Below are 12,574 nucleotides of genomic sequence, written 5' to 3'. Positions count from 1 at the left end.
TAGGTGAAGATAAACGTAACTCACGCTCGTGGTTCTTGGTTCATAGTTCGCAAGTAATTTTCTATCCCCCGATGAACTATGAACCGTTTCATTACTTAGGTTGTTTTGTGCCGACCTAGTTGATTAAGCTTGTTGCCACATCTCCTGAATTTCACCTGGGAGATAGCTAGCAACTTCCTGAATTCGTTCTGAAGATAGCTCCTCTTTGGTTGCAGAAAATACAGCTTTAATAATTGTTTCTGCGTCTCTTTCGGGTAAATTACCCTCTTGTCTCAGGCGAACTAAAAAGTTCTCCGGCTTGATTTTTAGCTGGGGTCTTATTTTGCTTAAGAAACTGACAATTGGATTGGTGTCTTCCCACAAATCTTCCACTTCATCAGTTGCTGACTTGTCCAGTTCTTCCTCGACTCGCTCCACCGCTTCATTAGACATTACATCGCGCATGGTGCGGAAGACTACTTCAGCCGCATTTTTTGCTTCATCCAGATCCTTTAAGTTTCCTTTTGTCTTGACTTTCTCTAAAAATGCGTGGTGTGATGCCATAATTTTCTGCAAACCCTAAAATTATCAAACTTGATTCAATGAGCGCTCTCAGAATGGGACACTCAAAGCTCTAGTTAATTTAGAAAAGTAATTTAATTCTTACGTCTCTCTGAAGAAGTAAATAATTTTACATAGCTTTTTAGCTAAATTTTTAGCTAATTAAATCGTTAGTTGCTGTATTATTAGCCATTTGGTAGAGTAGAAAATATTACCTCCCAAGCGGGATGTGACTTTCTCGGTGTGTGGAAGCGCTGATACAACCGCTGCAATTTTGTAGATTTCTCAAAAGTCCATACACTTGAAATTCAGAAAATGAAACCCGTTCATTCCTCGCCTCAAAATCGCTTCATTCCTAGCAACTGGCGAATCGAGCAACTGCCTGGATTAAGTGCTGAAAATCAAGCTGGATTAAGAGACTGTGGCATAAAAACCACTTTGCAACTACTCCAGCAAGCCAGTAGCCCAGTGCAAAGGCAAGCCTTAGCTGCCCAGTTACAGATTCATATTCAACACATCAATAAATGGGTGGCTTTGGCGGACTTGGCTCGCCTTCCGGGTGTAGGTTGCGAATATTGTGGGCTGTTGCTTCATGCCGGAATTGCTTCTTGCGCCCAACTCGCGCAAACGCCCGTTGAAAGGATATATCAACAAATTTTGCGGCTCCAAGTCGCCACTCTACAACGCCGGGATCTCTGTCCCACGCGGGGCGCGATCGCACAATGGATCGACCAAGCGCGTGCAGCTACGCGATCGCCTTCTTGCAGTCGCGTCTAAGAGACATTTCCTATCACCGCGATGACCTATAAAAGCTGACAATCCTGAAAGCTTGATGACAATGGCTTCACCATCACCCAGCCTCCAGGATTGTAGAAAATCGTGTGTTGTAGTCTAAGAGTCTTGAGGGAGCGTCAACTTATTATTCGGCAGTTGCAAGATCCGTGCTGCCACGAGTGCGTTTGCGTGTCAGCGTGTTGAACAGCATCTGACCAATTGCCTTGATCAAGTTGCCATTTAATTCTTGGAACAGCTTCATATTCATGGCAAAAGCATCATTGGCTTCATCCACAATCTTGTCGGCTGTGGCGTCATCAATGGGCAGATCGTTCATGGCTTGGCGATAGGTTGCCTTGAACGCCTTTTCATCTTCAATTTCTTGAAATTCGTAGAAAGCAGTCCCTTGCCCATCCGTGAGATTCATCGCCCGTTGAGCAATGCCTTTAAGGATTTGACCGCCGGACAAGTCGCCAAGGTAGCGGGTATAGGAATGGGCAACTAACATTTCTGGGGCTGAAGTCGAGACTTCGCGGATGCGCTGGATGTATTCTTCAGCAGCAGGCGAGGCAGAGATTTGTTCGCGCCAGTTGGTGCCGTAGTAGTAAGCGAGGTCTTGTTCTAGGCTCTTTTTCCGGTTTAGCTGGGGAAAATAAATCTTAGACAGAATGGGGTGTTGCCGGTGCCCTTCCATCTCTTCTTCCATTGCGGAATAGACGAAGTAGAGGTTCTTTACCAAATTCCGGTAAGAGTTCTTCTCAACAACGCCTTTTAAAAAGCACTTGACAAAACCAACGTTTTCCGCCATTGTGTGGGATTTTTTGGTTCCCTCACGCAATTTGGTTGCTAAATTGCTGCTCATGCTAAATTTCTTATCCCTAAAGTCTACGGAGGAGCGTACCGATCTTTTCCACGGCTTGAAAACCGCTAAAACGTTAGATTAGACTGATTTGCTGAGAATTTTCATTAAGAATTTTGAACATCGGCAGCTCTTGAGGCTAAGTCGCGGGGAAGCAAGGCAGCGACGATTTGGAATTCTAGATCGGGCTAAAACGTCGCTACAAAGCAGCCGCTAGGCTCTCCGTAAACATTTTATAATTTCTCATTTTCTGGAGATTAGGGAAATCAACCCACTAAAAAGGGCGGGTTTCCCCGCCCTGAAAGGCTAATCGATGCCTCATCGTCACCCACATTTAAAAGCTTGAATGCCAAAGCTTGAAACGATGGAATTAAGGTAGATACATCTGTATTGAAACAAGGCTTTGATAGATATCTAGAAAAATCCGCTTCAGTTAGGGGAGTGTCAAGTCCTACTGTGCTGTCTGACTAGAACCAAGACTTGCTTGAATATCCGGAGGCAGAATTACTTTGTCAACAACGTGGATGACGCCGTTGCTGGCTGGAATATTCGGCTGGATCACCTTGGCGTTGTTTATGGTGATTTCGCTGCTGGCACTATCAACCTTAACGGTAACGGGGGTACCTTCAACGGTTTTCACTTCGCCGGATTTTAGTTCGGTGGAAGAAATTTTACCTGGCACCACATGGTAGCTCAGAAGCTTGACTAGGGTTTGTTTGTTTGCTGGTTGCAGGAGTTTGTCCACAGTACCGGCTGGTAAGGCGGCAAAAGCGGCATCAGTCGGTGCAAATACCGTGTATGGCTTGTCTCCAGTTAATTGGTCAGTCAAGCCTGCTGCTTGCACTGCTTTGGTGAGAGTGGTGAAGGAACCATTGCTGGCTGCTGTTTGTGCCAGTTCTCCCAGGTTTTTGTCTTCGGTTGCCGCACCATTGGCTTCCGCACCAGGGGAGGCAGTAGGAGAAACTTCAGCACTGGGTGAGGTAGTAGTTGCAGGAGCTTCAGCAACTGGTGATTCGGTTGTTGCGGTCGAATCGCCCGCCGGAGCTTGGTTCGCTGTGTTTGCACCAGGCTGACCGCCGCAAGCAGAGAGAACGACCAGGCTACCAACACCGATGACGCTGAACAACAGTTTTCCTAAACTTTTCATGAATGGCCTTTTGGTAAAGATAAATTACAGAGCTATTCACAAAAGTTAATAATAAATTGGTCAAGAGCTTCTCAGCCTATGGAGGTATTTAGAGATGCGATCGCGTCTCTCTAAGGAAAGGTGTTACCAGGCTAATGCCAGCCCATCGGCGCGGGGTTCGGAGGCGGCAACCAGTACCCCGCCTTGCCGCAAGATGATCTGACCTCTGCCAAACATTCCCGGCTCGGCACTAATTTGGATATCATGACCGCGTTCGGCCAGAGCTAAAGCGATATTTCGAGGCACTATCTGTTCTAAAAGCACTGTCTTGCCAGCGACAAACCGCCATCTCGGTGCATCCAGCGCTGTTTGGGGGTTCATCCCATAGTCTAGGAGGTTGACAACGACTTGCAGATGTCCCTGCGGTTGCATGGGTGCCCCCATGACGCCAAATGGCCCCAAAGGTTGATTGTCTTGGGTAAGAAAGCCGGGAATAATCGTGTGAAAAGGGCGTTTCGCGGCTCCCACTTGATTTGGGTGTCCCGGAGTTAGGGTGAATCCCGATGCCCGGTTTTGCAGAGCGATGCCCGTATCGGGAACCAGAATGCCGCTGCCAAAACCACTGTAGTTAGATTGGATAAAAGATACCATCAGTTCGCCGTCAGCCGCCGCTAGATAGACGGTGCCTCCCTTGGGTAAACCAGGCTGAGCGATCGCAGCTTCTTTTCCAATCAAACAGCGTCGTTCGTCAGCATAAGCTTTGTTTAGGAGATGTTCTACAGGCACCTCCATAAACCGAGGATCGCCAATATATTGATGTAAATCGGCAAAAGCCAGCTTCATCGCCTCAATTTGCAGATGGTAGCTAGAAACGGATTCCCGGGGGTAATCGGGTAGGGGATAACCTTCGAGAATATTCAAAGCCATTAGCGTCGCGATGCCTTGAGTATTGGGAGGAATTTCCCAGACGGTAATGCCTCGGTAGTTAGTGAAAATCGGCTGCACCCAGTCACAGGAGTGGGTTGCTAAGTCAGATGCTGTCAAAATACCGCCGGTTTTAGCGGCAAAGTTAGCGATTTTTTCGGCAATTTCCCCTCGATAAAAACTTTCCCCTTCCGTTTGGGCGATCGCTCTTAGGGTTTTGGCATGAACCTGACTCCGCCAAATTTCCCCGGCGGCGGGTGCCCGATTTTCTGGAAAAAATACTTCTTTAAACGGCTGAAACTCCGGCGAAATCAGCGGCAAATAGATTGCCTCGGCTCGCTTCCACGCCCGTGCCGTCTCCGGTGACACCGGGAAACCTTCTTCAGCGTATCGAATCGCCGGGACAAATAGCTGCTCAAACGGTAGCTTTCCCCAACGCTTCCATAATTTTTGCCATCCCGACACCGCGCCCGGTACGGTGACAGTCAGCCAACCCAGATCCGGGAATTGCTGCATCCCGGTAAAAGCGTCTAGATTGAGATGCTGAGGACTTTTCCCCGAAGCATTCAAGCCGTGCAATTGCCCATCCCAAACTAAAGCGAAAGCGTCTGCACCGATGCCGTTGGAGGTGGGTTCTACGACAGTCAGCGCGATCGCCATCGCGATCGCGGCATCCACCGCATTTCCCCCAGCCATCAGCATTTCCATCCCAGCCAAAGCCGCCAGAGGTTGGCTAGTTGCCACAGCACCTCGCTGCCCCATCACCACTCGTCGGGCACTAAAGTAGGGATAATCGGTTAAATTTTCTGGCGGCATTGTATTTTTAAACCGGGCAATTTATAGCTGGATTAAAGCGGGAAACTCTGTACCAAAGTCGTCTGTACCGCCCCCTGTTCAGCCGGTTCGATCGTATTCATTAGAATAACCGCACTGCGTCCATTTGGGGCTAAGCGCACTTCTCTGAGCGCATATTTCATCGTATTATCGCGGTATGTATTCAGGCTGCTCAGGGTACGTCTCCGATTGTTGTAAATAATCTCAAGTTGTAGGGCAGCACGATCTGTATCCGCATTTCCTCCATACGCAACTGATGGGATATATTTTTGCCGCATTAATACCTGTAGAGGGTCTTTCTTATTCTTCACTAAAAAGGTATAAACTTCACTTCCATCTGGGTTGGTGACGCGAGAAAGAGCAGGCAGTCTTCTTCCTGCTGCTGGACGATTTAATTTTAATTTGTACCGAATTACCGAAGTTTTTTTAAGTAATTCTGTTTCAGCGGCTTGAGTCGTTGGGCTTGAAGATTCCTGAGTATTTTCTGTTTCTATACAGCCATATTCAACGCAAGAATTTGTAGGTGCATTTACGATTTGCAATTGTGCTTTAGGCGTTTCCGTAATCGGGTTTCGATAACTTTCTAGATAAATATAGTGACGACTATCAGTTGAGAAACCTGATAGTCTACGACTTGTTTTGAAAATTTCCGCGAGTGCGTCTGAAGATATGAAAATCGTCGCAACCACGACAAAACTCAGTGAAATTACGGGTAAACTTTTCATGGCAATCTTATTCTTTTGAATGCAGAGATTATTTGATTTTAAATTTTTACTTGAGGATTGACAATTTCTTTTAAATTAGCGAAACACTCAGTTCCTGCTAAACTGTTACCCGCTCAGCCTAGAAGCTTCTGCACCATAAAATTCCTTAGAGTCAACTGTAATAGATATTTCCTGGGAGGGATGCTTTTTAGTATTTTTGCTTAATAAAGCTAGGAGTTTAGAGTCAGCAAGCAAACCCCACATTGGCAACAACAAAAGCATCCTCTCTAACCCCCTATTTAAAAAAACAGCGATAGAATATCATCCGTTAGCTCTAAACACTCAAGAAAATTTCAGCATGAACTTTTTTACCTACCTGTTGCACTTAGCCGGATCGGGTGCTGGGGCTTACATTGGTGCCCGCCAAATCCGCGATCCTTTAACGCGCCCAAACGTCCTCGCCGGGTTCCAACTGGCAGAATCTGGTTCAGTTCCATTTCTGCAAGCCTTGAGCGATCGCGCCGCTGCTGAAGGCGATACGTGGCTAGCTGAAAAACTTGCCCGCCACGCCTCTGATGAAAAGCGTCACGGTCAAATTTTTGCCCAAGCGCTGAAGCGGCTGAATAAGCAAGTCATTGACTTCAAGAAAGCCGCTGAAGCCAAGCCAGAGGGTAAGCCGGATGAACGCCGCCGCAGTCCCTTTTTTGAAGCTTACTTTGAAGGATACTCCCAAGAAAGCTTGAAACCGCAGAATATTGACTGGGTGGTGTTCATGGCTAGCACGTATATCCTAGAACTGGATGCCAGCAAAGACTTCGTTCGCATGGCTAATGTGTTACCAGAGGATGAACCGAACAGCGCTAGCTTGAAAAAGGGACTCCTCAGTATCGCCCACGACGAAACCGGACACGCCGCTTATCTTTTAGAAGCGCTAAAGCGTCGCCTCCCAGATGCAGCAGTAGAAGAGATGGTGGATGCGTGGCGGACTCGCAAGGTGAATGCTTTGTTGGCAATGGTGACAAATCTGATGCAGAAAAGCGGACAGATGCCTTCTCTGGTTCAGGATGGCGTTCCCACAGAAATGTCTGAGGAAGCAGAACTAGCGGTAGCTTAACCTATTTTCTCGTTCTCTGATTTCCTGTAGGGCTTTCGCATTTAGGCGAACACTTCTGTTACACACCCTGATTTTTGAACCCGAAGACTTCGCCCTCAATCTAGCCGTGGGAAGGGCGAAGCCTTCGGAGCAACTATTGTTACAGCAAGCGTTTTTTCGCTGGAATGCGTAAGCCCCTACAATCATCAGGATGCTGTAGCGCGGTCGATTTGGTCAACTTCTCGATCTGACAGCTTGACATCGACAGCACGCACAGAGTCTTCAATGCTAGAAACTTTACTTGCGCCGGGAATAGGCACAATGGCTGGAGATTTTGCCCGCAGCCATGCTAGGACAATATTGTAGACAGAAACGCCTTTTTCTTGGGCAAGTTGAGCGATCGCATCAATATCTTCCAGTTTGCCCACGCGACGGCTACCACCCAACGGACTCCAAGGTAAAAACGTTAGTTGTTCCTTTTCGCAATACTCCAGCACTCCGTCCTCTTCCGGCTGACGATTCCAAGGATTGTACTGATTTTGTACAGAGACAATCTCAACCACATCACGGGCGCGTTTAATTTGCTCTACTGAAAAGTTAGAGACGCCGACAAACCGGATCATCCCTTGTTCTACAGCTTCTTTGGCTGGTTTGAGCGACTCTTCAATCGTGTAATCTGTATCGGGTGCGTGGTATTGCCAAATATCTATCGGCTTTCCCCCCAAAGTCTCAAAGCTGATCCGAATTGTCTCCCGCAGATGCTTGGGGTTGCCGTTGCGCGTCCAGCTACCATTGGGGCGCATCAGTCCCCCCTTAGTTGCAACCAGAACATTACTCTTATTACCTGAATAAGAGGAAAGCGCTTTACTAATTAAGCCTTCGTTGTGGTGCTTATCTGATTCATCTTTGCAGTAGGAATCAGCGGTATCAATCAGCGTCACGCCCAAATCGAGGGCGCGATGGATGACTTTGATCGATTCTGATTCTGGGGGTCTGCTACTTAAAGACATCGGCATTCCGCCCAGAGCGATCGCGCTGATTTTGACACCTGTATGTCCGAGTTCTTTCGTTTCCATTGTTTAATTTTGCTTTCGTCTTCTACCCCTTCAATTGATTGAAGATTGCCGGATGGAAATCGTCTGTCTGACGGTTAGTTCTCAACAAGCGATCGCAAATTCCGGCAATTCTAACTCGACGCACTCGTATAAAATCGCAGTGCAAACCGCCAGAAAACCCGCGAAGCGAATAATAGCGCCAACGCCAGGATTCCCGCACTCACTATCCAACCCACCTCGACGCGCCCCAGCATCGCCTCCGCTGGGATAGTCGTTAAAAACGCTACTGGCACTATGAAAGTAAAGAAAAAACGGTAAGCAGCGGGATAAGCAACCATTGGGTATCGCCCAGCTTCTAAAAAGCCTCTGAGTACCTCAGTGACGTTGTAGATTTTCACAAACCAGATGCTAGTCGCCCCCAGCATAAACCACAGGCTGTACAGAATTGCGAAACCGAATAGTAGCGGTATCGTACTTAAGAAATAGTCGCTGATTCTCAAACCCAACCGCGCCCCAGCATAGCCAATCAGCACCCCTCCAAAGACTAAATCTGGCAGTCCCCAAGGAGAAAAGGCGCGGGTAGAAAGCCAAAATTGGCTGCTGATTGGCTTCAGCAGCACAAAGTCTAATGTCCCTTGCTGAACCTGATCGACAATCCGGTTTAAATTAGGCACCAAAAAGCTATTAGAAAAGCCTTGCAGGATCGTAAAAACTCCTAGCACAACCAAAGCTTCCTCCCATTTCCACCCTTCAAAGGTGTAACCATTGCGGTAAAACAAGGACAACCCAAACATACTACCGGCTAGGTTTCCCAAACTACTGAGTGCTGCGAGAACAAAATTAACCCGGTATTCAAGTTCAGCAGCGATCGCTGTACTCCAAAATAGCTTTAGTACCCGTAGATATCGTTGCATCTTCTCAAGGTTGCAAGGTGTGCCAATTTGAAAGTAACGCGATTTAGTCCTAGCAAGACTGCGAGAGCGATCGCGCTCTTCCCCTCTTTCTTCCTACGCCCCCATCCCCGAATATTGTTTCAGTCCCCGCCGCCACATCCAACGATTCCAGACAAAAAACAGCAAACACCAACCGAACATTGCCAACAAACCCCGCCCTAAATCCACTGGCAACCCTACCAACAAGGCCGCCGGGAAATGCACCAGATAGGGAAACGGCGTCCACAGCACCACCTCACGCACCGCTGGCGGAAAAACTTCTAGGGGTGCCACAACGCCAGAAAGAAACAGATACAGCAGAAACCAGAATTGTTCGATGGCGCTAGCGCGTTCCGTCCAAAAAGCGAACAGAGCAAACGTGTATTGGATGAGAAAGCGGAGAGTGAAGGCGATCGCTAACACCCCGAAAAATAATAAAATTGTCCCCACACTCGGCAACCAAAGAGCCTTCGGGTAGAGCGTGAAAAACAAGATTATCAACCCCACAATGAACGGTAAACGGGCAAGGCGTTCGGAAAGATGGGAAGCGACATGATGCCACACCGGGTCTAAGGGTTGCAGCAGTCGAGAAGACAACGTCCCTTGTACCACCTGCTTCTCAAATTCCCAAATCACCCAAACAACCGTAAACTGCCTAACCAGAAAGGCTGCAATGAAATAACGGGCAAAATCTACCGGCGACAGTCCAAATTGTCCACCTTGCGATGCTGCTTCCATCCAAATCCCCATCAAGATGAAGGGCACAGAACCCGATAGCGCCCACAAAAATAGTTCTGCCCGATACTCCAGCATATGAGCGTAATAAGCTATCAGCAAAGTTTTGGCGGTTCTAATTGCTGAACTCATACAACGACTCCTGCACGAAACACCTGACCGATTACTTCTTCAATCGGCGGGTCAGTCACCGCCAAATCCAATACATCCATTTCCGCCAAAATTTTAGCGACTGTGCGCGTCAGTGCCTCCCGCCGCACCAGCAACCGCACCACTTGACCTTCTACCGCTTTGATTTCACCATAAGACTTTAAAGATGCCAAACTTCCCCTTTCTACATCATTTTTCGGTAGCGGATGCGCCAACTCTACTTTCACCTCGCGGTAGGGGGCAAAGCGGTCTAGGAGTCCATCCAAACTACCATCATAAATTAGCTGACCTTGATGAATCAGTAGCACCCGCTGACACAAAGCCGTGATATCTGCCATGTAGTGGCTGGTTAAGAGAATCGTCGCTCCATAGAGCTGATTGTACTCCCGCAAAAATTCCCGCACCCCCACCTGAGCATTGATATCCAGCCCCAGCGTCGGCTCATCCAAAAACAGTACCTTGGGCTGGTGGAGGAGAGCGGCTAGCAACTCAGCCTTCATTCGTTCCCCTAGAGAAAGTTTCCGCACCGGCTGATTCAGCTTGCCTTGCAGTGAAAGCATCTCCGTTAGTTCCCCCACCATGCGCCGAAACTCTTTGTCGGAGATGTTATAAACAGCGGCGTTTATCCTCAGCGAGTCCATCGCTGGCAAGTCCCAGAGCAACTGCTGCTTTTGCCCCATCACCAGCGTAATTTGTTTCAAAAAAGACGCCTGACGCTGGAAAGGAACCTGTCCCGCCACTCTTACATTCCCTGCGGAGGGATGGATTAACCCCGTGAGCATCTTCAGAGTCGTCGTTTTTCCCGCGCCATTGGCACCTAAAAACCCCACTACTTCCCCCGGTTCAATCTCGAAGGAGACATCTTGAACCGCCTTTACCTCGCGGTAGGTGCGGCGCAGAAAGTGCTGTAATGTCCCCTTAAGTCCGGGTTCTTTGACCGCCACTGGGTAGACTTTGCTCAGTTTCTCAGCCGAGACAATAGGCATTGCAATTAGCTTTTTCTATAAATTTAACTTGATCCTCTAAAAAGCGGCTGGATGTCCCTATCCAATGGCAAGACTTAAACAGGTATCCTAGATTACTCTCGATTCCAGACCGAGCTTTTCCAATCTCAAGGTATTTACGTTTTTGTCTATCTACGCCATAAACTGCAATGGGCAGTTTGCCGATGGCTGGGGGTTTCAGATGGATGATATCAACGAAATAGGGCAGAGGTATCCCCTGCCCTAGATAGCGCCGCCTCTCGTTAACTTACGGACTATGCATAAACTCGACCGTTGAGATAATAGTCTCGCGTACCCTTGGCGTTGATAGCTTCTCCCAACCGATTTAAAGCATGGACGTAAGCTGCTGTTCGCATTGGAATGGCTAGTTCCTGAGAAATTGCCCAAATTTTCTCAGTTTCTTCGACCATTTTTTCCATTAAGCGTTGATTGACTTCTTTGAGCGTCCAATAAAGTCCGCTGCGATTTTGTACCCATTCAAAGTAGCTGACTGTAACGCCGCCCGCATTAACTAAAATATCGGGAAAGACGTAAATTCCCCGTTCTTCCAAAATTCTGTCAGCGGCTGAACTAACCGGGCCGTTAGCAACTTCAAAGATATACTTTGCTTTGATATCCTTGACATTCGCCTCATTAATTTGATTTTCTAAGGCGGCGGGAATCAAGACATCCACATCTAAAGCTAAAAGTTCCTCATTGCTGATGACTTCGTGTTCATCCATGTGGCAAACGGTGTCTTGGCAGTAGAGGGCTTTAATACCTCTGCTGGAGACTTTATATTGCCGAATACTGGGAATATCTAAACCTTTTTTGGAATAGACACCACCTTGGGAATCGCTAACCGCAACAACTTTATATCCAGCTTTGTAGAGTAATTCTGCTATCTCTGCACCAGCATTCCCAAATCCCTGAACGGCTACGGTTGTCTCTTGAGGGAGTCGGTCAACTTTGCTCATGATGCTTTCAATCACAAAGAAAGCACCCATAGCAGTAGCAGTATCTCTACCTAAACTACCCCCCATCGTTAACGGTTTGCCGGTGACAACGGCTGGAGTAATTTGACGGCGGATAATACTGTATTGATCCATCATCCAACCCATAATCATGGGATTGGTGTATACGTCGGGTGCTGGAATATCCACGTCAGGGCCAATAAAGTCTGCGATCGCATCGACATATCCTCGACTCAGCCTTTCTAACTCCATCTTCGAGAGTTCTTTGGGATTCAGCGTAATTCCCCCTTTCGCTCCGCCAAACGGTAAATTTAACACCGCACACTTAAAAGTCATCCAAAAGGCTAAGGATTGCACTTCATCCATTGAAACATTGGGGTGATAGCGTACCCCTCCTTTAGTTGGGCCTCTGGTATCATCGTAACGGACACGATAGCCCTGAAAAATCCTCAAAGTGCCGTTATCCATCCGGACAGGAATTGAAACGGCTAAGCTGGCTTTTGGATATTTTAAGTGTTCGGCTGCATCGTCGGAAATAGAAACAAATTTTAGGGCTTGTTCTAATCTTTGGCTAGCATCAGCAAATAATGAGTCTGACATCCCACGATTCCTCCTGTTGCACGATCAAGCTGGTATGCAAATACAAATTTCAATTTAAGAAAAGTAGAACGGTGCAAATTAAGATAACTCTTGAGGACTGAAAGTAAAAAGTTAACTGGTATGAAGCATAACCAATTACCCATTACAAACCCTACAAGTAATGTTTAATTACACCACCTGCTTCAGTAGATTCTCGCAATAGAAAACGATTGCTTTGGCTAGGGTTCTTAATTAAGTAGGCAAAAACCGAACCCCCTCTAAACCGATTTTTCAATCGGTAACTTTGCGAGT

12 protein-coding genes are annotated in these 12,574 nt (G+C 47.5%); 2 read left to right on the top strand and 10 right to left on the bottom strand.

The window, feature by feature from the left end; translation table 11 throughout:
* Positions 1–123 precede the first annotated feature (123 nt).
* A complete protein-coding gene (locus NDI44_RS00735) occupies positions 124–543 on the bottom strand; it encodes a DUF2267 domain-containing protein (protein WP_190410120.1) in 420 nt (139 codons plus the stop codon).
* 312 nt (positions 544–855) lie between these two features.
* Between NDI44_RS00735 and NDI44_RS00730 the strand changes: the two genes are divergently transcribed.
* On the top strand, positions 856–1,317 hold the full coding sequence (locus tag NDI44_RS00730) for a DUF4332 domain-containing protein (RefSeq protein WP_190410119.1): 462 nt from the start codon (positions 856–858) through the stop codon (positions 1,315–1,317).
* A 142-nt stretch (positions 1,318–1,459) separates the two neighbouring features.
* Here the strand turns inward: NDI44_RS00730 and NDI44_RS00725 are convergent, their stop codons facing one another.
* From NDI44_RS00725 to NDI44_RS00710, 4 genes are all read right to left on the bottom strand, one after another.
* On the bottom strand, positions 1,460–2,176 hold the full coding sequence (locus NDI44_RS00725; RefSeq protein ID WP_190410118.1) for a heme oxygenase (biliverdin-producing): 717 nt from the start codon (positions 2,174–2,176) through the stop codon (positions 1,460–1,462).
* Positions 2,177–2,624: 448 nt separating this feature from the next.
* The gene (locus NDI44_RS00720) at positions 2,625–3,320 is read right to left on the bottom strand and encodes a fasciclin domain-containing protein (protein ID WP_190410117.1); all 696 of its coding nucleotides are present in this window, start codon (positions 3,318–3,320) and stop codon (positions 2,625–2,627) included.
* Between the two features lie 123 nt (positions 3,321–3,443).
* The gene (locus tag NDI44_RS00715; protein WP_190410116.1) at positions 3,444–5,039 is read right to left on the bottom strand and encodes a gamma-glutamyltransferase family protein; all 1,596 of its coding nucleotides are present in this window, start codon (positions 5,037–5,039) and stop codon (positions 3,444–3,446) included.
* Between the two features lie 32 nt (positions 5,040–5,071).
* Positions 5,072–5,782 (bottom strand): DUF2259 domain-containing protein, encoded by a 711-nt coding sequence (locus NDI44_RS00710; protein ID WP_190410115.1) that lies wholly within the window; start codon positions 5,780–5,782, stop codon positions 5,072–5,074.
* A 337-nt stretch (positions 5,783–6,119) separates the two neighbouring features.
* Here NDI44_RS00710 and NDI44_RS00705 point away from each other — a divergent pair, with 337 nt between their 5' ends.
* A complete protein-coding gene (locus NDI44_RS00705; RefSeq protein ID WP_190410114.1) occupies positions 6,120–6,875 on the top strand; it encodes a ferritin-like domain-containing protein in 756 nt (251 codons plus the stop codon).
* Between the two features lie 185 nt (positions 6,876–7,060).
* On the opposite strand, the gene NDI44_RS00700 is transcribed toward NDI44_RS00705, so the two are convergent.
* From NDI44_RS00700 to NDI44_RS00680, 5 genes are all read right to left on the bottom strand, one after another.
* The gene (locus tag NDI44_RS00700; RefSeq protein ID WP_190410113.1) at positions 7,061–7,930 is read right to left on the bottom strand and encodes an aldo/keto reductase; all 870 of its coding nucleotides are present in this window, start codon (positions 7,928–7,930) and stop codon (positions 7,061–7,063) included.
* Between the two features lie 110 nt (positions 7,931–8,040).
* Positions 8,041–8,823, bottom strand: coding sequence for an ABC transporter permease (locus NDI44_RS00695; RefSeq protein ID WP_190410112.1), 783 nt, complete (start codon positions 8,821–8,823; stop codon positions 8,041–8,043).
* Between the two features lie 93 nt (positions 8,824–8,916).
* Complete coding sequence (locus NDI44_RS00690) at positions 8,917–9,708, bottom strand: ABC-2 family transporter protein (RefSeq protein WP_190410111.1); 792 nt, start codon at positions 9,706–9,708, stop codon at positions 8,917–8,919.
* Complete coding sequence (locus NDI44_RS00685) at positions 9,705–10,712, bottom strand: ATP-binding cassette domain-containing protein (RefSeq protein ID WP_190410110.1); 1,008 nt, start codon at positions 10,710–10,712, stop codon at positions 9,705–9,707. The genes NDI44_RS00690 and NDI44_RS00685 overlap by 4 nt, the downstream gene beginning before the upstream one ends.
* 272 nt (positions 10,713–10,984) lie before the next feature.
* Positions 10,985–12,283 (bottom strand): Glu/Leu/Phe/Val dehydrogenase, encoded by a 1,299-nt coding sequence (locus tag NDI44_RS00680; protein ID WP_190410109.1) that lies wholly within the window; start codon positions 12,281–12,283, stop codon positions 10,985–10,987.
* Between the last annotated feature and the right edge of the window lie 291 nt (positions 12,284–12,574).

The sequence above is a fragment of the Trichocoleus sp. DQ-A3 genome (assembly GCF_039961975.1).
Classification (GTDB): domain Bacteria; phylum Cyanobacteriota; class Cyanobacteriia; order Cyanobacteriales; family FACHB-T130; genus FACHB-T130.
The sequence above is the reverse complement of the archived record's forward strand: the minus strand, read 5'-3'. Positions and strand labels throughout refer to the sequence as shown.